Consider the following 24,767-nt stretch of genomic DNA (forward strand, 5'->3'; position numbering starts at 1 on the left):
GCGCCTCCTCGTAGGCCTACCGCCGGATCAGCTCCGAGCGGGGCTGCTATCTGCAGTGGTCTCAGGCCCTTGGCGAGCCAACTGGCGATGCGTGGCAGCGGATTGCTACCATGACGCGTTCGTGTCTCCTCGAAGTGAAGCGCATGCGCTATCGAATCAAGCTGTTTGGCGAAATCACCATCAAGTCCCGCGCGGTGCGCAAGGAGATGGTGCGCTGCCTGCGCACCAATATCCGCAATAGCCTGCGCCACCTCGACCCGCGGGTGCGAGTCGCCGACCACTGGGACGCGCTGGAGGTTCGCCCCTCGGCGCATCTTGATGACGCGGCACATGCCGCCATCGAGGCCAGCCTGACGCGTATCTCCGGCATCCAGCAAATCCAGGTGGTGGAGGCGTATCCCTTTATCGATTTCGCCACCACGGCCGAGCGGCTGGTAGCGCTATGGCGCGAGACCCTGCCCGGCCGGCGCTTTCGGGTCAGCGTCAAGCGCCGCGGCCGGCACGACTTCGGCTCGGAAGATCTCGAGCGCTACCTGGGCAGCGCCCTGCTCGAGGCCGTGCCCAGCGCGCGGGTCGATCTGCACCATGCCGAGTTCGACGTGGGCCTGGAGCTCAAGGATCAGCGCCTGCTGCTGGTCAGCCGGCGCCTGGCGGGCCTCGGTGGCTACCCGCTGGGCACCCAGGGGCAGGCGCTGGCGCTGATCTCGGGCGGCTTCGATTCACCGGTGGCCGCCTGGCGGCTTTTGCGCCGTGGGCTCAAGACCCACTTCCTGTTCTTCAATCTCGGCGGGCCGGTCCACGAGCAAGGCGTACGCGAGGTCACCCACCACCTTTGGCAGCAGTACAGCGCCTCGCACCGGGTCAACTTCATCAGCGTGCCCTTCGACGGCGTGGTCGACGAGATCCAGCGCCGGGTGCCGGCCGGCCTGGCCGGAGTGGTGCTCAAGCGCATGATGCTGCGCGCCGCCAACCGGGTCGCCGCCCGGGCGCGGATCCCCGCGCTGGTCACCGGCGACGCCCTGGCCCAGGTCTCGAGCCAGAGCCTCGCCAACCTGGGGCTGATCGATGCGGTCAGCGAGCGACCGATCCTGCGCCCGCTGATCGCCAGCGACAAGCAGGCGATCATTGCCGACGCTCGGCGCATCGGCACCGCCGCCCACGCCGAGCGGCTACCCGAGTACTGCGGCGTGATCTCCCAGCGCCCTCACGTGCGTCCCGGTGCGGCGCAGCTCGAGGCCGCCGAGGCGGGCTTCGATCAGGCGGTGCTCGACGCCGCCATCGCCGCGGCACAGATGACGCGCAGCGACCGCCTGCTGGAGAGCGCCCCTGTACTGGGAGAGATCGACGAGATCGCCACGCCCCAGGCACTGGCCGAGGCCGGCGACGCCACCGTGATCGATATTCGCCACCCCGAGGAGCGTGACGTCGCGCCGCTACGCCTGCCCCGCGGCGAGCCGCTGGCAATCCCCTTCTTCGAACTGGCCCGGCGCGCCCCGGCGCTGCCACGTCGACGCTACCTGCTCTACTGCGATCAGGGCGTGATGAGCCGCATGCAGGCGCTGCATCTCGCCGACCGCGGCCTCGACCACTTTGGCGTCTACCGGGGCGAGGCGTGAGCCAGCCCGCGCCGCACCAAGAGTACGTGTCCGAGCCCAGTGTGCTCGAGCGCTGGGCCGGCGACTATCTGGCGCAGCGCAACTCGCACCACCAGATACCGCCGCGGCCGCGCAGCAGCGCCGAGCGCCGCGACCTGGTCCGCGCCTGCCGGCGCACGGTACTCTACGCCGCCCTGGCCGGCATCCTCTCCGGGGCGCTGATCGGCGGCATGGAGTGGTACATGCGCGAGGTCATCGCCGGCGGCATGCAGGACATGACGCTCAAAGAGCAACTGCCCTACTGGGCGGGTTTCTTCGCCGTCGCCGGCGTGGTCAGCGCCATCGAGATCCTGTTCCTGTACTGGAACGCCCTGCGCGGCGTGCTTAAGATCAGCGATATTGCCCAGGTACCGCTCCGGCACGGCTCGCATGCGCTGCTGATCAAGCGGGGCCTGGCGCGGGTGGCGCTGGAATTCCCCAGCCCCCGCGACCACGTCTACGGCATCGACCCCTACGCCAGATGAAACGCTGGAAGCTCACCGCCCGCGCCCTGCTGTATCGCATGAAGGTCGGCGTCACCAGCTTCGTGCTGCGCATCCTGATGCGGCGGATCTTCGGGCGCATGGCACTGCGCGGGCTGCTGCCGCTGATCACCGGGCCGCTATATGCGCTGTGGAACGCACTGATCAGCTACTGGATCATGCGCCAGGCCCGCGAGAACGCGCTGGGCCCCTTCGCCATCGACAACCTGATCGCACGGCTCGAAGGGCCGGCCAAGGACCTGAGCGATAGCGCCCGGGAGGCGATGCTGCACGGCGTCGGCGAAATGATCATGCGCCACCAGGACGCCCACGCCAATCACGTCTACCTGCTGTCGCGGCTGCTCGAGGTCTTCGACCACGAGACCCAGGCGCTGGACGTCGACTGGCCGCGCCAGGCACGCGCACTGGCGGGGCTCAGCGAGTGCGAACGGTGCTGGCTAGTGGAGACCCTGAGCCTGGCCGCGGTACTGGTCGGCCCGCTGCGCGGGCGGCGCCAGGCCTTTCTGGAAGAGGTCTTCGACGCCTGCGGGGTAGCGTTCGACAGCCGCGCCCTGGGCCGCCTGCGCCGCGCGCTGATGAACGGCGAGACGCCGCCATCGGCGATGTCCGGCGGCGCCTAGAAGAGCCCCAGTTGGCGGTCGATCAAGGCGCTGAAATCATCGTCGACGAACGGCAGGATGGCATCCGCCACCGGCTGCAGCTGGCGCGTCAGGTAGTGCTGGTAGTCGATGGCCGAGCGGCGCAGCTCCAGTGGCTCGGGGCCGGTGACGGTGATCACGTAGCGAATCCAGCCGCCGTGCTGGTACTGCCGCGGCCGTCCCAGGCGCTGGTTGAGCTCATCGGCCAGGCGCGCGGCGCGCACGTGGGGCGGCACGTTGCGCTGGTAGTCGCCTAGCTTGCGGCGCAGCCGCTTGCGATAGACCAGCTGCTCGTCGTACTCGCCAGCCAGGGTGCGGGCCACGTAGTCGCGCACGAAATCGCGGTAGGGTTCGCCCAGAAATATCCGCCGGTAGAGTTCCTGCTGGAAGGTCTTGGCCAGCAGCGTCCAGTCGGCGCGCACCGTCTCGAGCCCCTTGAACACCAGCTGCGACTGCCCCTCGGCATTCTCCACCAGCCCCGCGTAGCGCTTCTTGCTGCCCTCTTCGGCGCCGCGAATGGTGGGCATCAGAAAGCGCCGATAGTGGGTCTCGAACTGCAGTTCCAGGGCGCTCTCCAGGTCATAGGTAGCGCGTAGATGGTCACGCCACCAGGCGTTGACCTTGGCCGCCAGGCGGCGGCCGATGGCCTCCGCCGCATCCCCCGGGTGGGCGCCCTGAAGCCAGACGAAGGTGGAGTCGGTATCGCCGTAGATGACCGTATGGCCTTCGGCCTCGATCAGCTCGCGAGTACGCTGCATGATCTGGTGACCGCGCAGGGTGATCGACGAAGCCAGCCGCGGGTCGAAGAAGCGGCAGCCCCGCGAGCCGAGCACGCCGTAGAAGGCATTCATGATGATCTTCAGCGCCTGGGCCAGCGGTGCGTTGCCGTCACGCTTGGCGGCCTCGCGGCCCCGCCATACCCCCGCCACGATCTCGGGCAGCGCGTGGCGGCTGCGCGAGAAGTGCGCGCCGCGAAAGCCGGGCACCGTCAAGCCGTGGCCTGGGTCGTGCTGCTCCTCGGCGAGCCCCGTCACCAGGCCCACCGGGTCGATCAGGAAGGTGCGGATGATCGACGGGTAGAGGCTCTTGAAGTCGAGCACCAGCACCGAGTCGTAGAGCCCCGGGCGAGAGTCCATGACGAAGCCGCCGGGGCTGTTGTCGCCCTCGACGTCGCCGAGGTTTGGCGCCACGAAACCCAGGCGGTGCATGCGCGGCAGGTAGAGGTGCGAGAACGCCGCCACCGAGCCGCCCATACGGTCAACGGGCAGGCCGGTGACCGCGGCACGCTCGAGCAGGAAGTCGATCAGCTCGGTCTTGGCGAAGATCCGCGTGACCAGCTCGCAGTCCTTGAGGTTGTAGCGCGCCAGCGCCGGCTTGTCCTCGGCGAACATGCGGTTGATGTCGTCCATGCGCTGGTAGGGGTTGTCGATCGCCTTGCCCTCACCTAGCAGCGTCTGGGCGACGCTCTCCAGGCTGAACGAGGAGAACTGCCAGGTCGCCTGGCGCAGCGCCTCGATACCGTCGATGATCAGCCGCCCCGGCGCCGCGGCAAAATAGTGGTTGGCCTGGCTGCCGTGGGCGCGCCAGCTCATCGCCTCACCGCCGCGGCCGAGCCGCAGCGGGACGCCGAGCTGCTCGGCGTGGCGCTGCAGCACGCGCAGATCGAACTGCACCAGGTTCCAGCCGATGATCGCGTCCGGATCGTGCCTGGCGACCCAGTCGTTGAGCCGCTCCAGCAGCTCGGCGCGGGTGGCGCAGTAGCTCAGGTCGATGTCGTCTGCCGGCGCACCCGGCTCGGCGCTGGCCTGCTCGTCGAGCATAAAGACCTGGCGCTGGCCGCAGCCCTGCACGGCAATCGAGTAGAGCGCGCCGCGCTCGCTGGTCTCGATGTCCAGCGAGCAGAGTCGCAGTTGAGGGCGATAGCAGGCATCCGGCTTGAGGTCGGCATCGACCACCCGGCCGCCGTCGTGCGGTGATGCGTCAAACCTCACCGCAGCGGTGATAAAGCGCTCCATCAGGTAGCGTTCGGGGGGCCTGATATCGGCCTCGAGCAGCGCGACCCCGGCATCAGCCAGGCGTTTTTCGAGCTGCATCAGTTGGCGCTGGTGACGGCAGTAGAGCCCCAGCACCGGGCGCTGTTGAAAATCGCACAGCGCCAGTTCGCGCAGCTCCACGCCGCGCTCCTGCGTCAGCAGCGGCGCCACTCGCTGGCGCTCGGTGGCGGCCACGAAAGCCACCAACGGGCGTGGCGGCAGCACCACGCAGTGTGGCCCAGCGTCGGTGGCCAGCCAGAATGACACCTCGCAGCCGGCCGGAGTGTCCCGCCAGTGCCGGGTAAGGAGAAAACCCTGCTGTGCCACGCCGTGCCTCGCTGCTACCTGCCAGACTCGAATGGTACGTGCTGCCGGCGTCGATGTCGTTGGCCATGCGCGGCACACGGATGCAGCGGGCGACGAAGATGGCTACAATCGGGGGTCTGATTTTCTGGGGAACGTCATCGCCACTATGTCCAACTCGCCTCGTCACCACGCGCGCAAGATTCTCGTTACCAGCGCCCTGCCCTACGCCAACGGTGCGATCCACCTCGGCCACCTGCTGGAGTACATCCAGACCGATATCTGGGTGCGCTTCCAGAAGAGCCGTGGCAACGCGTGCCACTACGTGTGCGCCGACGACGCCCATGGCACCGCCATCATGCTGCGGGCCGAGCAGGAGGGCATCACCTCCGAAGCGCTGATCGAGCGGGTGTCCCGCGAGCACCAGGCGGATTTCGCGCGTTTCGGCGTGGCCTTCGACAACTACCACTCGACCCACTCCGACGAGAACCGCTACTTCAGCGAGCTGATCTATACCCGCCTGCGCGACGCCGGGCATATCGCCACCCGCGACATCGAGCAGATGTACGATCCGGTCAAGGGGCTGTTTCTCGCCGACCGCTTCATCAAGGGTACCTGCCCCAAGTGCAAGGCCGAGGACCAGTACGGCGACAACTGCGAAGCGTGCGGCGCCACCTATACACCGGCCGAGCTGATCGACCCGGTCTCGGCGATCTCCGGCGCCACGCCGGAGGTACGCAGCTCGACCCACTACTTCTTCAAGCTGCCCGACTTCGCCGACTTCCTCAAGCGCTGGACCCGCGGCGACCACGTCCAGACCCAGATCAGCAACAAGCTGCAGGAGTGGTTCGAGTCGGGGCTCAACGAGTGGGATATCTCCCGCGATGCGCCCTACTTCGGCTTCGAGATCCCCGATGCCCCGGGCAAGTACTTCTACGTCTGGCTCGACGCGCCGATCGGCTACCTGGCCAGCTTCAAGCACCTCTGCGACCGCGAGGGCATCGACTTCGACGCCTACTGGAAGCGCGACAGCGAGGCCGAGGTCTACCACTTCATCGGCAAGGACATCGTCTATTTCCACGCGCTGTTCTGGCCGGCGATGCTCGAGGGGGCCGACTTCCGCACCCCGACCGCGGTCAACTGCCACGGGTTCGTCACCGTCAACGGCGCCAAGATGTCCAAGTCACGGGGCACCTTCATCAAGGCCGCGACCTATGCCGAGCATCTCAACCCCGAGTACCTGCGCTACTACTTCGCCGCCAAGCTGACCTCGGGGGTCGACGACCTCGACCTCAACCTTGAAGACTTCGCCCAGCGCGTCAACTCGGACCTGGTCGGCAAGGTGGTCAACATCGCCAGCCGCTGCGCCGGCTTCGTCAACAAACTGGGCGACGGCAAGCTGTCGGCTCACTGCGCCGAGCCGGAGCTGGTGGCCCGCTTCATCGCCGCCGGCGATGACATCGCCGCCGATTTCGAGGCGCGTGAATTCGGCCGCGCCATGCGCCGGGTGATGGAGCTTGCCGACGAAGCCAACACCTATATCGCCGACAAGGCGCCGTGGGTGCTGGCCAAGGAGGCGGGGCGTGAGCAGGAGGTCCTCGATATCTGCTCGGTGGGCATCAACCTGTTCCGCCAGCTGATGGTCTACCTGGCGCCGGTGGTGCCGGCCATGGCCGAGGGTGCCCGCGAGTTCCTCAAGCTCGACGGCCTCGACTGGCACAGCCGCCACGCGGTACTGCTGGATCACGAGGTGGCCAAGTTCAAGCCGCTGATGACCCGCGTCGAGCGCGACAAGATCGATGCCATGATCGAGGCATCCAAGGAGGACCTGGTGGAAGAGCAGAAACTCAAGGACACGCCCAAGGGGCCGCTGAGCGACGACCCTATCGCCGCGGAAATCGGCTTCGACGACTTCATGAAGGTCGATCTGCGCATCGCCCGCATCGCCAAGGCCGACTATGTCGAGGGCGCCGACAAGCTGCTCCAGCTGACCCTCGACCTGGGCGGCGAGACCCGCACGGTGTTCTCCGGCATTCGCTCCGCCTATGCGCCGGAAGCGCTGGAAGGCCGCTTGACCGTGATGGTCGCCAACCTGGCGCCGCGCAAGATGCGCTTCGGCGTCTCCGAAGGCATGGTGCTGGCCGCCGGTAATGACGACGGCATCCATCTGCTGTCGCCGGATTCCGGCGCCGAACCGGGCCAGCGCGTGGTGTAGGCACGTTCTCCTGTATCATACCGGGCGCCGGGGACATCCCAGGCGCCCGTTTTTTTGCCGCTGAACTAAAGAATCGTTAGTCCCCGCCGATACGCTTTGTAAGATATGTCTTACAAGACGGCACGGCCGTGTGCCCAGGAAACGTTGATGCCTCACCCCCTCACGTCATTACGCCTTCGATTCCTGCTCGCCCTGGGCGGCGTACTGCTGATAACGATGGTCGGGCTATGGCTGATCGGCCGGCTGCTGGTGCTTCCCGCCCTGCTCGAGGAGGAGCGCGAGGTCGCCTCGCGGGAGCTAGATCGACTGGAGCGTAGCCTCACTCACAATCAGCAGCTGCTGATGGCCCAGGTTCGCGACTGGGCGCACTGGGACGATACCTACGCCTTCGTCCAGGGCCAGCAGCCGCACTACGCACAGGTCAACTTCAGCCGCAGCATGTTCGAGGACATGGACTATCAGCTGATGGTGTTCTTCGACCCCGACGGCAACGTCCACTGGCTAGCCGGCATCGATCCCGCCAGCGACGCCTATCATGCCTGTGGCCAGGCTCGCGGCGACTGCTCCTGGGCGGCAGCGCTCATCACCAGCCTTCAGCAGCGCCTGGACGACGCCGAGGAAGGCGGCAGCGAACATCTGTTTGCCAAGCCCTGGCCATCACTGATCGGCATCAGTCCGGTGCTACGCACCGATGAAAGCGGCCCGCCGCGAGGCTGGCTAGCCAAGGTGCGGCTGCTCGATGCGGCCTGGAAGGCAGCGATACATGACCAGACCGGCCTACCCATCGACGTCGAGCCGACCTTGGACGCTGGGCCCGGCGACACCCACACCCTAGTGCAGCAGGATGGCACTTCGCTGATGAACGTCAGTCGGCGTTTGCCCACCTCGCAGACCGGTCTTGCCCTGAACCTGACGACCCACATGCCACGCGATGCGATTCGCACCAGCCTGCGCACCTTCCGCTATGCGCTAGGTTCCGCCGCGGCGCTGATGCTGCTGGTCATCGCCCTGGTGCTGCTGTTGCTGGAGCGCATGATCCTGGGGCCGCTGCGCGACTTCACACGCTTCACCCACAGCCTGCATGATCCCGCGGTGACCCACTCCACCCCGTTGGCGCTGCTGGCCCGAAACGACGAGATCGGCACCCTGGCGCGGGAGTTTCAGGGACTGCTCGAGGAGCAGCGTGCTCGCACCTCATCGCTATTGGAGCAGGCCAGTCACGACCATCTCACCGGGCTGGCCAATCGGCGGCTGTTCGATGCACGACTCGACGAAGCGCTGATTGCCGCCGAACTCAGCGGCGGCAGCGTCGCGGTGATGATGGTCGATATCGACTACTTCAAGCCCTATAACGATCACTACGGGCACCAGGCCGGCGATACCTGCCTGGTGCAGGTTGCCGACTGCATGCGGCGCCTCGCTGATCGTATAGAACCAGGCCTGCGGCCGCTGGTAGCACGCACCGGGGGAGAGGAGTTCAGCCTACTGCTCGAAGGCGGCGACCACGCCACCGCGATAGGCGTCGCCGAGTCGCTGCGCGCTGCAGTAGTGGCGCTGGACATCCCCCACGTCGCCTCCCCGGTCGGCAGCCCCCTGACCGTGAGCATCGGCGTCGCCAGCGTCCAGTCGCCGCCGTTCGATCCGCATGCGCTGATGCGCGAGGCCGACCTCGCGCTATATGCGGCCAAGGCCGCCGGCCGCAACCATGTGTTGGACGCCGCGGAAGAGCCGTGAGCGGCGCTCGAAGCCAAGCGCTGCGGGGGCTATAATGGGCGGCTCATATAGCCAAGCCGCCAGCCGATGATGATATTTGCCCCATGCAGCGCCTGATCGACGCCATCGACGCCGAACTTCCCCAGACCCAGTGCGGCAAGTGCGGCCAACCGGGCTGCCGCCCCTACGCCGAGGCGATCGCCAACGGAGAGGCAATCAATCGCTGCCCGCCGGGGGGAGAGCGTACCGTGGCGCGGCTGGCGGCACTCACCGGGCGCCCCGTCATGGCACTCGAGCAGCCGGCCCAGTCGCCGCTGACCGCCTACATTCGTGAGGACGAGTGCATCGGCTGCACCAAGTGCATCCAGGCCTGCCCGGTGGACGCCATCCTCGGCGCCGCCAAGCAGATGCATACCGTGATCGTCGACCAGTGCACCGGCTGCGAGCTGTGTGTCGCCCCCTGCCCGGTCGACTGCATCGACCTGCTCCCCCATCCGCAGTGGCAGGCTGCCAGCAGCGAATCACAGCAGCAGCGCTATCTGGACTATCGCGCCGATCAGGGCCGCAAGCGCTTCGACGCGCGCCAGCGGCGCCTGGCGGCCCAGGCCGAGGCCAAGCGGGAGCGCCGTGCCGCGCGGCTGACCAGGGCAGCGCCGGCAAGCGCTGCGCCGGCGCTGTCTGCCAGCGCACTGCGTGCCAACCGTGTACGCCTGGCGGCCGCCCTCAAGCGCCTCACCCGCCAGCAGCAGAACAGCGACGACGATGCGCAACGTGAGGCCCTGACGGCACGCATCGCCGAGCACCAGGCGCAGCTCGACGACCTCGACCGCCAGCTCGGTCAGGCTCAGGCGCCCTCGACGCCGCGCACACCGGGCCTGCAGCAGAAACGCATGGCCGTCAATGCGGCCGAGCAGTCGCTGCGCAAGGCCCGCCAGCAGCTGGCCCACGCCGAGCGCCAGCATGATGCAGCCGCCCAAGCCAGCGCCCATGCGCAGATCGACCGCGCTAGCGCCATGCTCGAGCAGGCCCGCGCCGCCCTCGCCTCTCAGTCACCGTCACACGGCCAACCGTCATGAATGCCCACAAACGCCATGCGATATTCACCCGGCTCCGCGAGCATATGCCCGAGCCGACCACCGAGCTGAACTGGACCACGCCCTTCGAACTTCTTGCGGCAGTGCTGCTCTCGGCCCAGGCCACCGACGTCGGCGTCAACAAGGCCACCGCTCGACTCTTTCCTGTGGCCAATACGCCCCAGGCGATCATCGACCTCGGCATCGACGGCCTCAAGCAGCACATCAAGACCATCGGCCTCTACAACACCAAGGCCGAGAACCTGATGAAGACCTGCCATATCCTGGTCGACCAGCATGCCGGCGAGGTGCCGCAGACCCGTGCCGCCCTCGAAGCACTGCCCGGGGTGGGCCGCAAGACCGCCAACGTGATCCTCAACACCGCCTTCGGCCAGCCCACCATCGCCGTCGACACCCACATCTTCCGGGTCTCCAACCGCACCCGCATCGCCCCGGGCAAGGACGTGGTCGAGGTCGAGAAGAAACTGATGCGCCACGTGCCCAGGGAGTTTCGCCAGGATGCCCACCACTGGCTGATCCTCCACGGCCGCTATACTTGCGTAGCGCGCAAGCCGCGCTGCGGCAGCTGCGTGATCGAGGACCTGTGCGAGTTCAAGGACAAGGTCGACCTCTAACAAATACCAGCGAGCCGCCCATGCAGATATACGACCGCCCCCTGGCACAGCGCATCGAGTGGCTGCTGACCCTGTCCCGCGACCACGCCGAGAGCTTCGGCAGCCCGTCGGCCTGGCTGGCCCGGGAGCGCTATCTCGCCGCGCATCCCACCCGCATCGTGGCGATGAAGTGCATGGACGGGCGGATTCACCTGCCGCATGCCACGCGCACGCCGCTGGGCATCATCCGTCCATTTCGCAATCTCGGCGGCATCTTCCACCTCGGCTGGCCCTACCTGGGCGAGATGCTCGCCGAGAGCGTCAGCGAAGCCGCCCGCGCTGGCCACGGCGTGCTGATGCTGATCACCTACCACTTCTCCCGCGGTGAGCGGTCACGCGGCTGTGCCGGGTTCGACTGCGACAGTCAGGCGGCACTGGCCCACGCCTACCAGATCCGCGCCCAGGCCGAGCAGTTGTTCGGCGCTGACCATCGCCACGTCTACCCGCTGGTGTGCGGCTTCGAAACCGACAGCGATGCGCTGATCATCCACGGCGACGACGGCAGCGTGCTCGACATCAGCACGCTGGATGCCGATCAGGCCGATGGCCTGGCGCAGCGCGTCACCGCGCTCTGCCCCGATATGCCGGCGGCCACGCTGCGCGACCTGCTACCGCTGCTGGAGGGCAACCTGGCGCACGTCGAGTCGTTGCGCGGGGTATCCCGCGCCCTGGATATCGAGCATCGCGAGTGGGTGATCTGTGTCGGCCGCGGCTTCGACTTCCTGCACGTGCCCAATACCGCGCTGATCGTCGGCCCCTACAGCCCCAATCTCTCGGAGCCGATCGGCACCGCGGCGAGCATCATCGATGCCAATATGCGCGCCGGGCGCATTCCCGATGACGGCTTCATGCTGCTGGCCTCGACGCCCTACCAGGACATCGGCGTCGATCGCGCCCGCGCCGAGCTCAAGTCGCGCTTCCTGTCGGAATTCGCCAGCCAGGTGATCAGCGGTGAGCATCCGGCGCTCGCCGAGCGCATGGTACGCCACACCGCCGTGGTCCACTGGCCGACACGGCGCCTCGATCTGCTTGACACGTAAGGCTAGAAACCCAGCGATTCGAGCCGGTCGGCCAGGTCATCGAGGATCTCGATACCCTGCACGTCGGTGGGCAACCACGGCAGGTGTGGCCGCGGCAGATGGCTGAACGCCTGGTCGATACTGGCCAGATAGACCGCCTCCTGCTCGCGCCGCGCACGCAGGAAGTCGCCGCCGGCGTCCGCCGGAATCACCCGATTGACCAGGGTGCCGGCCACCGGGACCTTGGCCGCCTCCAGCGCCTCGACGGCGCGCGCGGTCTCGAGGATCGGCAGCCGCTCGGGGGTCATCACGAACAGGAAATTGCTCTCATCGGGATTCTCGATGCGCCGCCGCGCCTGGTGGAACAGCCGGCGCCGATCGAGCAGGGTCTGCGCCACGTCGCGGGTGCGCTCATCGAGATCGTTGAAGGCGTCTTCCTGGGGGTCATCGAAGGGCGTGGCGACATCGCTGCCACGCTTGGGGGTCAGGTGCTTGAGCACACGACCCAGCTCCTCGGACTTGCGATTGTGCGCCAGCAGGCCATCTGTCCACGCCGCCATCGCCTCGGGCAGCGTCAACAGCCGCAGGGTGTGGCCGGTGGGCGCGGTATCGAAGATGATCAGGTCGTAGGGCAGCTGGTCGTCGGTCATCAGCCGTGCCAGGCGCTCGAGCAGCGCCGCCTCCTGGGTGCCCGGCGACTGCCGGGTCAGGCGCATCTGACGCTCGAGCTCCTTCATCATCTCCGGCGCGGCGTAGCGGCGCATCTGCTCGGTGACCCGCGCCAGATGAGCCTCGACCTCGATATCCGGGTCGATCTCCATGGCGTCGAGGTTGGGCAGCAGGCGCCGTGGCGTATCGCTCAGCTCGCGGTCGAAGACATCACCGAGGCTGTGCGCCGGGTCGGTCGAGACCACCAGCACGCGCCGCTCACGACGCGCGGCGAGCACCGCCAGCGAGGCGGCCACGGTGGTCTTGCCCACCCCGCCCTTGCCGCCTACCCATAGCAGACGTTTCTGCAATAAAGCTTTCATCATGCACTTATCCCAATGTCGCGGAGCTATCGCCAAGGCCGGCGGCGAGGGGCGCCGGGGACAAGCCGAAGAGGGGGTTCTGGACCAGGGATGGTCCAGGTAGCCCCCAGGGAGGGGTTCATGGCGCCCCCTCGTAGGCTTGTCGACGGATCAGCCCTGAGCACTACCACCCAAGCGATGCTGATGGATACGCTTGTGTGTCTCAGCAGTCGGCGCTAGCAGCATCTGAAATGATCCAGCGGCGAGCGCTCCATCCCCATGCGTGTGTGCCAATCATGGAAACGCTCGAGCAGCAGCGGCTGGAGTTCAAGGGTGTAGTAGGCGGCCGGGTTGGGCACGCCCATCATCTCCGAGAACACCAGCAGCATGAACAGGTCATCCTCGTCGCGGCGGGCTCGGGCAATCGCCCCGCGATAGCGCGAGGAGTAGACCTCCTCGGCGAAGAAACGGGCCTGGCTAAGCCAGGCCCGAAATCTTTCGCGACGAGGATCATGACCGCTGTCATGATCGTCGTGCATAGGTCGCTCCTTGGGTGGTATCAATCACCCTGTTCGGCCATTTCCGCGCGGGTGCGCTTGAGCGCCGCCGCACACTCCATGGCCACCATGATCGCGGCAATCAGTACCACGATATCCAGGATCAACAGGAAGTAGTTACCTTCGTTGAAGAAGGTACGCAGCTGGATGAGCAGCGCGGCAATGGTCATCACTAGCAGGAAGCACAGCGGCGCCAGGGTGTACCACATGGGACGACGCAGGCGCACCAGCATCACCGTGATCACCAGCAGGGTCAGGCCCGCCAGCAGCTGGTTGGTGGTGCCGAACAGCGGCCAGATGATCAAGCCGCCGGTGCCGTCGGCGCCGCCGGCACCGAAGGCCAGCACCAGACAGCTGCCCACTGCCAGCAGGGTGGCCGGGGCCGACTTCTTCATCCACTGCTGGTTATAGATTTCACCCCACTCCTGGAAGATATAGCGCTGCAGGCGCAGGCCGGTATCCATGGTGGTGCCGGCAAACAGCGCCGCCATCACCGTCAGCAGGGTCGCGGCGGTGGCTTCGGGCAGGCCCAGGCCGTTGTGGATCATGAAGGCACCCCCCTCGACGAAGGCATTCACGCCACCGGCGCCAAAGGCGGTGTACATGGCCTGCCAGTCGGCCAGGCTCGCAAAGCCGGCCGTCGCGGCGAGGATCGCAGCCAGCGCCAGCATGCCTTCGCCCACCGCACCGAAGTAGCCCACGAAGCGCGCGTCGGTTTCCTTGTTGAGCTGCTTGGAGGTGGTTCCCGACGACACCAGTCCGTGGAAGCCCGAGATCGCACCGCAGGCGATGGTCACGAACAGCAGCGGCAGCATCGATGGCGTTCCCGCCGGCACATCGCTGTTGACCATCGGCGCGACGATGCTCGGATTGAGCAGCAGGATGGCGCCGTAGAGGATGATCAGGCCGATGAACAGCTGCAGGCCATTGATGTAGTCGCGCGGCTGCAGCAGCACCCACACCGGCAGCAGCGAGGCAACGGCGGCATAGCCGAACAGGATCAGGATCCACACCGCGTTACCGGAGAAGCCGGCCACTTCGGCAGGCATCTGGATCGGCACCGACGGCCCGATGCCGATCAGCGCATAGAGCGCGATGACGCCGATCACCGAGACCACCGGCAGGCTGAGCACGCGACGATAGATCAGCTGGCCGATGATCAGGGCGACAAAGATGGCCCCCCACACCGGCACCACGGCGCTGGAGAAGTTCATCATCAGGCCGGCGATGACCACCGCAAAGACCGCGTTGACCATCAGCAACACCAGGAAGATGACGATCATGAAGATGCTGCGCGCGCGACTACCGACCACATCGCCGGTAAGCGCCCCCACCGACTTGGCCTTGTTGCGCACGCTGGCCCAGATCGCGCCGAAGTCGTGTATCCCGGCAAAGAAGATGGTGCCAAACACCACCCACAGGAAGGCCGGCAGCCAACCCCAGATCACCGCGATGGCCGGCCCCACGATGGGCGCGGCACCGGCTACCGAGGTGAAGTGGTGGCCCCACAGCACGAAGCGGTTGGTGGGCACGAAGTCGACACCATCCTCATATTCATGGGCAGGCGTCTTGAAGTCGGGATCGAGGCGGTAGATCTTCTCGGCAATGAACTTGGAGTACACGAAGTACCCCCCGGCCATCCCGGCAAGACCTAGCACCAGCAGAACGATTGCACTCATGCGAGAGGCTCCTTGCACTGGGAAAACCGCATGCGGCGGTTTTCCGTCGTCTGGTTTTTATCGGGCAGTTGCTCGTCGCGCCAATGATGGCGTCTGACTATCGATAAATCCATCACGGGCAAGGCGTTTCTGGGCAAATTACATCGAAGGTCGAAAGGCAACTGCCAGGTGGCGGCGATACGCTGCCCTTATAGACATCGCCAACGGCGATGGCCCGCTCTCATCGCGAAGAGGCCTCCTCATGGATGCATTCTGGACTCTCCTGGCCATGTCCGCGGCCTTCGGTGCCTTCACCGGCTCGCTGTTTCGCCTCAGCCGCCGCCCAGGCTACCAGCGGCCCTTCCTGTTTCCGCTGGTGGGGCTGCTGGCGGGCATCACCGCCTTCTTCATCTACCGCATCCTGCTGGCGGTAACCGGAGCGCCGGTGTGGCTGGTGCCACTGCTGGTGGTCTTACAGGTGTGGCTATGGCTGGGGCCACTGGCACCGCGCTTCACCCAGGCCAACGGCAACAGCAAGTAAGCTCGCCGCGGATACCTCATGCGGATATCCGCGGCGATTCACCACCACTAACTGATCACACTTCTGGAAGTGAAAGCCCCTCTTCGAGCTGCCTTGCCGCCTTGATCTCGCAGCCTTCTATCCAGGTAACTCGACACTCGGCAACCAATCCGTATAGCCTAGGCTTTGTCTGAAAAGTCGGCGAGCGAAGGACAGACAAGGCAAAAATCGACGAAAAGACGGAGTTTACGCGGTGTAAATGAGTACTTTGAGCCGATTTTTAACGCTGTATGGCCGAGCACAGCCAGTTTTCAGACATAGCCTAAGGTTCGACTTCAGCTGCCCATATACACAGAACGCCTCATCCAACTGACTGCCCCTTTAGGCAAAGATGGTGCCTTCGATAGCGCTGATCTTCACCTCCATCGCTGACGGAAAGATGCCATGCATATTCAGACACTGGGGGCCAGCGGCGGAATCGAAAGCCGGGAAGGCACCACCGCTTTCCTGCTTGCACCCAACCTGCTGCTGGATGCTGGCACCGGCGTCCAGCAACTCACTCCGGCTCAGATGGCATGTATCGACAGCGTGCTGCTCACCCATGCCCACCTCGATCATATTGCAAGCCTGCCCCTGCTCATCGACACCCAATACGAAAGAATGGTCGAGCAGGCGTCGGCCCTGACGGTCTATGCACTGCCCGAGGTGATCGAGACACTCAGGCGGCATATCTTCAATGGCGCCATCTGGCCGGACTTCAGCACCTTGCCCTCCCCTGATAACGCCGTATTGCGCTTCTCTCCCCTAAGCCCGTGGCACGCCCTCACGCTCCCCACTGCTGAGGGGGAGTCGTTGACCATCACTCCCTTTCCCGTCTCCCACAGCGTGCCCGCATGCGGCTACCTGGTGAGTGATGACACGATGAGATTCGCTTTCAGCGGCGACACCGGCCTCGATGTCAGCGTGGCAGCATCGCTCAATCGATTAGGCACACTCGACTGCCTTGTCATCGAGTGCGCCTTTGCCAACCACCTTGATGGCCTGGCAGAAACCGCCTGTCACTTGACGCCACAGCGCCTAGCCGCGCTGCTTGCCAGCCTCGATTCACCTCCCAGGACGCTCTGGGTCACTCACCTGAAGCCCAGCCTTCGCGAGCAGATTGTCACCGAACTGCAGCATTCGCTACCCGATACATTGACCTGGAGCCTTCCATCATGAGGCGAATTTTCACCACCTCGCCGGCCCGGCTCGCCTCCCGGGTGAGTGTTCTCTTCGTGCTGCTCTGTTCATCCGCCTGGGCCTATCACGCCGATCTCGATGCCGCCCGCCAGACCCTCGAACAAGGCGAACACCAGGCTGCCTACCAGCAGCTTCAAGCGCTTGAGCTCGAGCACGGCGGCGAGCCTGAATTCGATTACTGGCTGGGCGTAGCCGCTCTGCGTGCCGGGTCGCCAAGCCACGCCCTGATCGCGCTGGAGCGCGTCATTCTCCGGCAACCAAGTCACGCAGGTGCCCGCATGGAGCGTGTGGCGGCGCTATTGCAACTCGACCAGCGTGCCGCCGCGGAACGCGAGATCGAGCGCCTGCAGGCGCTCTCGCCGCCCGCTGAAGCACGGGCAGCGATCGAGCGCTTTCTAGCCGCGATCGAGCAGCGCCATCACGCCGAGAACAGCCCGCAGCACCAAGGGCGGTTTGGCATCGACATCGGCCATGACAGTAATCCGCAGCGCTTTCCCAGTGAGGTTGCGATTGATCCACTGCAACCGGACTTGCGCAGCGCCATAGACGCGTTTAACGAGATGGGGCTGGTACCCGATGAAGACCTGTCTCGGTTCGATGAGCAGGTATTCAGCCCCGATTCCAGCACCTACCAGCGGCTACAGGGCAGCTACCAGGGGACCTTCCCAGTGGACGGGCAGTCGCGCTGGCTACTCAATGCCGTGGGCCAGGCGCAGCGCTATACCCGGGAGGCGGCACAGGATTACGATCTGACCCTGGTGCAGGCCCAGCTAGGCTACCAGCGCGACCTGGCGCAGCAGCGCGTCTTCACACTGCAGGGCTCTGCGCTGCAGGGCTGGAGTGGGCGCGGCCAGGACCGCCTGCTGACTCGCTGGGGCAGCCGCGCGGAACTCAGCCAACCGATTGGGCTCGACAGCGAGCTGACTTGGCAGCTTGGCGCCCAGCACAACCGCTATAGTGAAGCGAGAAACGACCACGACACCGGCCTGCTTGGCATTCAACTCACCAGCCGCCACTCGGCATGGCGCACACGTCTGGTGGCCCAGGTCGAGCAGGAGTGGGCCAACGACGAGCGCGAGGGGGGCGACGTGACCCAGCTTCGCCTGGGCGGCGGCGTGGACTACCCCATCGGCGAGCGACAGCTGTTGCGCGCCGACCTGAACCATCGCCTGCGCACCTATCAAGACGACGGCTTCGCACGCTTCAACGATTTTTCCGCTACGCAGCGCCGCGACCGTATCTGGCAGGCGCGTCTCACCTGGCTTTACCAGTTCAGCCGGGACTGGCTGGTAGAGGCCAGTGCCGATGTCGAGCGCCGTCGATCGTCGGTCGACTTCTTCGATACAAGCCGCCGCCAGACACAAGTCGGCATTCGCTACCTTTTCTGACGGAACCGGTCATGAGCCTCTTTGCCAAGCCCCCCCTGTCACACTGCCTATCGCTGGGTATCGGTAGTTTCGCGCTGCTGCCCATGCTCGCCTACGCAGACACGCCTGCCGGGCAAGTCATGTTCGTTCACGGCAGCGCCACCATCGAACGCAATGGCGAGCGCATTGCCGCTGAACGCGGCGCGGACTTCTTTGCCGGTGACACCTTCCACACCGCGGGTGCCAGCACGCTACAGCTGCGCTACAGCGATGGCGGCACCAAGGCCATTCGCCCAGACAGCAGCTACACCCTCGAGCGCTATGAGCTCGATGACGATAGCCCGGAAGACTCGGCCCAGGGGGGCGAGCTTGTGCGCGGCGGCCTGCGTGCCATCACCGGCGCCATTGGCCGAGACGCACCTGACAATGTCACTAACAGCACCCCGGTTGCCACCATGGGCATCCGCGGGACCAGCTTCCAGATGCTGCATGTTCCCGAGCAAGGAATACCCTCCCTGCCCGACGTCGAAGCCGGCAGTTACCTCTATGTGGAAAGCGGCCTGCTGGTCATGTCCACCGCCGCTGGCGAAACCCTGGTGCGCCCCGGCCAGGTCTATTTCTCCCCTGCGCTGGATGAACCGCCGCGCCTGGTACCGGGTGGCATCGCTATCTTCGAGCAACTCGAGGAGAGCATGCCCCAGGGCAGCACGTTTTTCGACGAACTAGCGCTGACGCCTGAGGATATGGCGGAGCTGCAGGCTACCTTGAGTGAATCCGAGACCAGTGAGCAGCTGATCGAGACAGAGCGAGATGCCGAGGATTTCGTAGCGTCCGCTCCGGAGCCAGGGCCCACCCCCGGGCCGGCACCAGAGCCCGAGCCCGAACCAGAGCCGTGGTTAGACTTTGAGCCCGTTGTCTTTGAAAACACGCTGACCACCGTGGTCGGCACTGACTATATAGGCGCACTATATGAGTCCAACACGCCGCCTTTCGCGCAGGGTTCCAGGGAAATTGAAACGGGTGAGGTGGTGTGGGGCTACTGGGAGAGTGGGCAGGAAGTGACCTTGGACGGCACTACCGATGTGCTGCCGGAATCGGTCGTGTTTATCGCCGCCTCACCGGATTTAACCATAAACGAAGCGTATCCCTTCGAGATTGATGAATTCGCTTCCGTGACATTTCGATGGGTGGATGGCACCGGGCTGGTACCCAACGAGGGTGGCGTTATCATCCCTATTCTCAGCGATAGCGCTATTCAGCTGTCCAGCATGGGCATCGACATTGAGATTCTCCTGGATGACTTCGGCATGCTGGTCGGCGGTGGAGAGTCCTTCAATCTCACTGCTATCCCGCTTGAGCATGTGAGCTGTGAGGCTGGCGACTGCTTCGACGGCGGGAGTTTCACAGGCCGCTATATCGGCGAAGACGCCGCCGCCATCATGAGCCTGATTGAAGCCTTTGGCGATATCGGCAGCTACAGCGGTACCGGCGTGTTCGAAGAAATCGGACCTCAACCTGAATGACTCAGGCCATGTTACTTCTCCGTGTGCGTCCAGACCCCATCCCAGCCGGACGGGGGTGGCGCTGCCTTGAACAGCGCGATGCGCTCCAGGTACATCTGGGTGGGAGCGTCTTGCGGGTCGGATAGCGCCTGGAAGGCGCGCCCGGCGGCAGCAAAATCCGCCGCGTGATAGAGATCCAGCGCCTGCTCGTACGCGGCGTGCCACTCGCGCCGTGATTCGCCAAGCGCTTCTTGGCGGCCGAGCGGCTCGAGAATCCACAGCGGCGCGCTGCGACCTTTCACCCGCACCTTATCCAAGCGTCGGAAACACCAGCGGGGCAACTGCGCGGCGGTATTCTCGCTGACGATCACGCTCACGCCATAGGCCTTGGTCAACCCCTCCAGGCGCGAGCCAAGGTTGACGTTATCGCCCATCACCGTATACGCCATGCGAAAGCTGGAGCCCATGTTGCCCACGCTCATGGGGCCGGTATTGAGCCCTACCCCCATTGCCAGTGCGGGTTTGCCCTCGGCAATGAAGTCGCGGTTGACGGCGTCGAGTGCGTCGAGCATGGCAAAGGCGCCCTCGAGCGCGTGTTCGGCATGTTGCGCGTCGTGCAGCGGTGCACCCCAGAACGCCATGATGGCATCGCCCATGTACTTGTCGATGGTACCGCGGTGCTGATGGATCGCCCCGGTCAGCGGCGTCAACAGCCGGTTCATGACCTCGGTAAGCTCTGCAGGCGCAATGGCCTCAGAAAAGGCGGTAAAGCCGCGTACATCCGAGAACAGCACGGTGAGCTCACGCTCCTCCCCTTCCAGCCCGAAGCTTTCGCCGCTATCGACCATGTCCTCCACCAGCTGTGGCGGAATGTACTGCCCGAAGCGCTCGGCCACCCAGCGCTTCTGCCGGGTTTCGCGCAGGAAGTTCATCGCCAGGTGCCACATCATCTGGGCCACCAGCAGCACCAGCAAGCCGGCGATTGGCAACGCAAGTCCCTGGTACCACGCCCACAGGTTACCGCCTAGCGCCGTCGCCAGCAGTACACCACTGATCGCGACCAGCAGTAGCGCATTGAGATGCGGATAGAGCAGCACCATCAGCATGCCCAGGGCCGCCAGGCTCACGAGCTCGAACCCGAGTACCCACGGCGGCTGGGCGTGGATGCTCTGGTGCAGCATGCCGGCCAGCAGGCTGAGGTTGATCTCGGGCCCGGGGTAGACGCCCCCCACCGGCGTGGAGCGCAAATCCATCAATCCTGGGGCGGAGGCCCCCAGTATCAGCGTCTTTCCCGCCAGCGCCCCCGGCTCCAGGCGCCCCTCCAGCACATCGACTGCCGGGATATAGTCAAAATGCCCTTGCGCCCCGTACCAGGGCACCAGGGCGGCGCCACGACCATCCACCGGGATCTCGAACCCGCCGACGTCAAGGGCTTCCAGCTGCGTCACCCCAGCGCCCTCCCCCAGCACCGCTGTGATCGGCGGCTCGCCCAGCAGCGTAAGCAGCATCGCCAGCGGCAGGTTGGGGTAAAGCTCCCCCTCCCAGCGTTGCAGCATGGGCACGCGACGAAATACGCCGTCGGCGTCCACACGCGGGTTATCGAAAAACCCCGCATTCATCGCGCTGTGCTGCAGGATCGGCAGGTTGGCGGTGTAGCGCTCGGGCGCAGGAAACGGTAGCGGGTCGGACGCTTCGACGAGCGCCGGGCGAGGCAACTGCCCGACAGAGGGCGGATCGCCGGGTTGGCGCGACGCCTGGAAATAGTAACCAAGTACAACGGGGTGGGCCGCCAGGGCGTTCGACAACTGCTCGTCGCCATCGACAGGCGGTGGCAGTTCACCGAGCGCCGGGTAATCGCGGGAGAGCTCCTCCCAGTGCCGTTGCCATAGCGAGGTTTCAGGTTCGGCAAAGACCACATCGATGCCAAGCAACCCTGCCTCGTACTCGGTGAACAGCGTGTCTACCAGATCCGCAAGCGTAGCCCGCGGCCATGGCCATTGCCCCACTTCGTAAAGGCTGCGTTCGTCAATATCGATAATGGCCAGGGAGGCGTCCGCCTGTTCCGACAAGGTGCTGCGCACCTTCATGTCGTAAGCCTGCCACTCCAGGCGCTCCAACAACGGGAAGGGCAACAGGCCCGTTTTCTCGACAAGCAACAGCATCACGATCAGCAGACCGCCAGCGTACTGCAACCAGTGCCAATAGCGCTTGTGGGTACGGATGGGAGTCTTTGATGCCATGCCCGAACATTCCTCAAGGTTTTTCTTACGCTACTGGTTGGGCCGCAGCGTGCGCGACCACCAGTGCCAGGGCATGTAGAAAGCGCTTATTACGGCCGGCAACCTTGCTGATGTTATTTCGCCATCACACATATGCAGCTACGCAGGGAGTTCAGCTCGCTCAGCTGCTAGCAATCACCTGCTGGCGTAGCTCATGGGGCATGGAGAACGTGACGGTTTCTTCGCAGCCTGCTAGCTCTTCCGGTGCGGCGGCGCCGAGGGATTTGAGTCGTTCAATCACGCCTTTCACCAGCACCTCGGGCGCGCTGGCACCGGCAGTGACACCCACGCGCTGCACGTTATCCAGCCAGCTGGCATCGATCTGCTCGGCGCTGTCGATCAAGTACGCCGGCTTGCCCATGCTCTCGGAGAGCTCACGCAGGCGATTGGAGTTGGAACTATTGGCACTGCCGACCACTAGCACCAGATCGCTCTCGGCGGCCAACTCACGCACCGCATCCTGGCGATTCTGGGTGGCATAGCAAATATCATCCGTTCGCGGGCCACTGATCTCGGGGAATTTGCTCCGCAAGACGTCAATCACCTTGGCGGTGTCATCCATCGATAGCGTAGTCTGGGTCACGAATGCCAGTTGTGCAGGATGATTGACCTCCAGATTGGCGGCGTCGTGTTCATCCTCGACGAGATAGATGCTGCCACCGTGGGAGGTGTCGTAGCGCCCCATGGTGCCTTCCACTTCGGGGTGTCCTGCGTGACCGATCAGCACACACTCCTGGCCGCGCTTGGCATAGCGCAGCACTTCCATGTGAACCTTGGTCACCAGTGGGCAGGTGGCGTCGAAGACTTTCAACCCGCGCTTCTCGGCATCTTGTTGCACTGCACGCGACACGCCATGGGCAGAAAAAATCACAATGACGTCATCCGGCACTTCATCCAGCTCTTCGACGAACACCGCGCCACGCTCGCGTAGCGATTCAACCACGAAACGGTTATGGACGACTTCATGACGCACGTAAATCGGCGGGCCAAATACATCCAAAGCGCGATTGACAATATCGATAGCCCGGTTGACCCCGGCACAAAATCCGCGCGGATTGGCCAGCATGATCTGCACGGGAGATTCGCCGGTCGTTTCTGGAAGCGCCTTGGAAGCTGTTTCAGAAGCCATGCTCACGCCTTGATGCCACTGCATCGCTAGAAATGGAGAGTGCCTTTACACTACACGACGCCTTTGATGGCGTCAGCGCTAGCCTGGCATCGAAGCTTCGACCTCGAGGCTCTGAGTACGTCCTGCCAGTGGGGGTTAATGCCCATCCCGCTCTAATCACCGCCTGGGAAAGCCTGTCGATGGCCGATGAGCCCGCCTGCGCTTATGCTCGGCATCTTGCAATAAAGCTATAGATGCAGGGCCATATAGACGAAAAAGGAATATAAGTGGTGGCCATCCCTGTGATGAAAAAGCCGGCCTAACGCGAACGGGGTCGTTGCAGGGCGCTGACCGGGCCGGTACGCTTTCAATCCAACGGCCTTGCTTCCGTGAATTACTGGTTAACGCCTGTAGATGCGGCCAATCGAACAGAATAGCCCGGCTGCATGTAGGTAAAAAAATCTGCCTTGTGTATCGCTGAGAGCCTTTTTTCACGTCAATCCCGAGAGATCGGAGGCATTCAACATGATCTGGCTTGAGCGGGAAATATACCTGCTCCCGACATCGGAGATGACGCTGCTATGAGGCATGCCTCGCTCGCCCTACAGAACCGGCTGCTGCCCGGCGTTTCACGGACCTTTGCGCTGACCATTCCGCAGTTGCCGGTTTCGCTGCGCCCGGCGATCACCAATGCCTATTTACTGTGCCGTATTGCCGACACGGTGGAAGATAGCACCGCCATGGCGCCCGACGAAAAAGACGCTCATTACCAGCGCCTGCTGGATGGGCTGAGCGATCCCGCCGCCGCCCGGCAGTTCTCCGAGGCGCTGCTCGCTACCGGACTGGTACAAGCCCCCCTGGAACGGGAGCTCATCGACCAGACACCCGGCGTACTGCTTGCCTTCGGCGAATTGCCGGTCGATCAGCAGCAGGCCTTGCGCGATTGCTTAACCACCATGTGCCACGGCATGGCGAACTTTGAACGCCTCAAGAACCCGTATGGGCTCGAAGACAGTGACAGCCTGCGCGATTACTGCTACGTGGCTGCTGGCTGCGTCGGCGAAATGCTGACTCGGCTGTTCGCCGAGATCAATCCGACAATCCACGCCCAGCGCGATGAACTTCGGCGCCTGTCGCTGGCATTCGGCCAGGGACTGCAGTTGACCAACATTCTGAAAGACGTCTGGGATGATCGCCAGCGCAGTATCTGCTGGCTCCCGCGCGACGTCTTCGCGGCGCGTGGCGTTGACCTGATGCGCACACATGATTGGCAGAATCATCCCGGCTATCGCGACGGGATCCGTTTTCTGGTCGCCATAGCGCATCATCATCTGCGCCAGGCGCAAGAGTATACGCTGCGTATTCCGGCCTCTGAGGTCGGCATTCGCCGCTTCTGCAGCTGGTCGATCGGCATGGCGCTCTCGACGCTGCGCAACATTGCCGACAATCCAGGCTTCACTGCCAGCGAGCAGGTCAAGATCTCGCGGCGACGCCTGCGCATGATCGTGGCCACGAATAATCTCACGGTCGTCAACGATACGCTGCTGCGAGGGGTCTTTCGGCTGAGCCGCTACCGTCTGCCCAGCGTTCAGGAACAAGAAGTCGGCCGCCTGCAGGCGGGCCATGACGGAAATGCATGAAGATGCGCCCGGCGCTTTTCTGATTCTGGCGCAGCACCACCAGCATGCGGCATATCGCCGGACAAGCACCCAATAACAGGAA

The 24,767-nt window shown here is 64.7% G+C and carries 17 protein-coding genes and 1 pseudogene; 12 read left to right on the forward strand and 6 right to left on the reverse strand.

What is annotated here, in order from left to right; genetic code table 11:
* The first annotated feature begins 143 nt into the window (after positions 1–143).
* Together thiI and QC821_RS21750 are read left to right on the forward strand one after the other, a co-directional pair.
* On the forward strand, positions 144–1,616 hold the full coding sequence (thiI, locus tag QC821_RS12820; RefSeq protein WP_309721999.1) for a tRNA uracil 4-sulfurtransferase ThiI: 1,473 nt from the start codon (positions 144–146) through the stop codon (positions 1,614–1,616).
* 41 nt (positions 1,617–1,657) lie between these two features.
* A pseudogene (locus QC821_RS21750) lies at positions 1,658–2,757 on the forward strand (LBF_2804 family protein).
* Here the strand turns inward: QC821_RS21750 and QC821_RS12835 are convergent.
* Positions 2,754–5,135 (reverse strand): DNA polymerase II, encoded by a 2,382-nt coding sequence (locus tag QC821_RS12835; protein ID WP_309722009.1) that lies wholly within the window; start codon positions 5,133–5,135, stop codon positions 2,754–2,756. The pseudogene QC821_RS21750 and the gene QC821_RS12835 overlap by 4 nt on opposite strands.
* A gap of 145 nt (positions 5,136–5,280) precedes the next feature.
* On the opposite strand from QC821_RS12835, the gene metG reads away from it, so the two are divergent.
* The 5 genes from metG (at position 5,281) to QC821_RS12860 (ending at position 11,826) form a co-directional block, all read left to right on the forward strand.
* Positions 5,281–7,326, forward strand: coding sequence for a methionine--tRNA ligase (metG, locus tag QC821_RS12840; protein WP_309722013.1), 2,046 nt, complete (start codon positions 5,281–5,283; stop codon positions 7,324–7,326).
* 147 nt (positions 7,327–7,473) lie between these two features.
* Positions 7,474–9,060, forward strand: a complete 1,587-nt coding sequence (locus tag QC821_RS12845; RefSeq protein ID WP_309722015.1) for a sensor domain-containing diguanylate cyclase — start codon at positions 7,474–7,476, stop codon at positions 9,058–9,060.
* A gap of 83 nt (positions 9,061–9,143) precedes the next feature.
* Positions 9,144–10,115, forward strand: coding sequence for an RnfABCDGE type electron transport complex subunit B (locus tag QC821_RS12850; protein ID WP_309722018.1), 972 nt, complete (start codon positions 9,144–9,146; stop codon positions 10,113–10,115).
* Complete coding sequence (gene nth, locus QC821_RS12855; RefSeq protein WP_309722021.1) at positions 10,112–10,747, forward strand: endonuclease III; 636 nt, start codon at positions 10,112–10,114, stop codon at positions 10,745–10,747. The genes QC821_RS12850 and nth overlap by 4 nt, the downstream gene beginning before the upstream one ends.
* 20 nt (positions 10,748–10,767) lie before the next feature.
* Positions 10,768–11,826 (forward strand): carboxysome shell carbonic anhydrase domain-containg protein, encoded by a 1,059-nt coding sequence (locus QC821_RS12860; RefSeq protein WP_309722023.1) that lies wholly within the window; start codon positions 10,768–10,770, stop codon positions 11,824–11,826.
* Between the two features lie 2 nt (positions 11,827–11,828).
* Here the strand turns inward: QC821_RS12860 and QC821_RS12865 are convergent, their stop codons facing one another.
* The 3 genes from QC821_RS12865 to QC821_RS12875 all read right to left on the reverse strand — a co-directional run bounded on the left by QC821_RS12865 (position 11,829) and on the right by QC821_RS12875 (position 15,051).
* Positions 11,829–12,836, reverse strand: a complete 1,008-nt coding sequence (locus tag QC821_RS12865; RefSeq protein ID WP_309722248.1) for an ArsA family ATPase — start codon at positions 12,834–12,836, stop codon at positions 11,829–11,831.
* A 215-nt stretch (positions 12,837–13,051) separates the two neighbouring features.
* Positions 13,052–13,354 carry a cory-CC-star protein gene (locus tag QC821_RS12870; protein ID WP_309722026.1) on the reverse strand — a complete coding sequence of 101 codons (303 nt, stop codon included), beginning with the start codon at positions 13,352–13,354 and terminating at the stop codon, positions 13,052–13,054.
* Positions 13,355–13,374: 20 nt separating this feature from the next.
* A complete protein-coding gene (locus tag QC821_RS12875) occupies positions 13,375–15,051 on the reverse strand; it encodes a carbon starvation CstA family protein (protein WP_309722029.1) in 1,677 nt (558 codons plus the stop codon).
* Between the two features lie 241 nt (positions 15,052–15,292).
* Here QC821_RS12875 and QC821_RS12880 point away from each other — a divergent pair, with 241 nt between their 5' ends.
* The 4 genes from QC821_RS12880 (at position 15,293) to QC821_RS12895 (ending at position 19,679) form a co-directional block, all read left to right on the forward strand.
* Positions 15,293–15,571 (forward strand): hypothetical protein, encoded by a 279-nt coding sequence (locus QC821_RS12880; RefSeq protein WP_095618967.1) that lies wholly within the window; start codon positions 15,293–15,295, stop codon positions 15,569–15,571.
* A 423-nt stretch (positions 15,572–15,994) separates the two neighbouring features.
* Complete coding sequence (locus QC821_RS12885) at positions 15,995–16,768, forward strand: 3',5'-cyclic-nucleotide phosphodiesterase (protein WP_309722034.1); 774 nt, start codon at positions 15,995–15,997, stop codon at positions 16,766–16,768.
* Positions 16,765–18,177, forward strand: coding sequence for a hypothetical protein (locus tag QC821_RS12890; RefSeq protein ID WP_309722036.1), 1,413 nt, complete (start codon positions 16,765–16,767; stop codon positions 18,175–18,177). The genes QC821_RS12885 and QC821_RS12890 overlap by 4 nt, the downstream gene beginning before the upstream one ends.
* Before the next feature lie 11 nt (positions 18,178–18,188).
* A complete protein-coding gene (locus QC821_RS12895; RefSeq protein WP_309722039.1) occupies positions 18,189–19,679 on the forward strand; it encodes a FecR family protein in 1,491 nt (496 codons plus the stop codon).
* A gap of 11 nt (positions 19,680–19,690) precedes the next feature.
* Here QC821_RS12895 and QC821_RS12900 read toward each other — a convergent pair whose 3' ends face one another.
* Positions 19,691–21,898 (reverse strand): CHASE2 domain-containing protein, encoded by a 2,208-nt coding sequence (locus tag QC821_RS12900; protein WP_309722041.1) that lies wholly within the window; start codon positions 21,896–21,898, stop codon positions 19,691–19,693.
* 160 nt (positions 21,899–22,058) lie between these two features.
* On the reverse strand, positions 22,059–23,066 hold the full coding sequence (gene ispH, locus QC821_RS12905; protein WP_309722044.1) for a 4-hydroxy-3-methylbut-2-enyl diphosphate reductase: 1,008 nt from the start codon (positions 23,064–23,066) through the stop codon (positions 22,059–22,061).
* Positions 23,067–23,626: 560 nt separating this feature from the next.
* On the opposite strand from ispH, the gene QC821_RS12910 reads away from it, so the two are divergent.
* Positions 23,627–24,685: a phytoene/squalene synthase family protein gene (locus QC821_RS12910; protein WP_309722047.1), complete on the forward strand. Its 1,059-nt coding sequence runs from the start codon at positions 23,627–23,629 to the stop codon at positions 24,683–24,685.
* Positions 24,686–24,767 lie beyond the last annotated feature (82 nt).

This window comes from Franzmannia qiaohouensis (assembly GCF_031451695.1).
GTDB classification, from domain to species: Bacteria; Pseudomonadota; Gammaproteobacteria; order Pseudomonadales; family Halomonadaceae; genus Franzmannia; species Franzmannia qiaohouensis.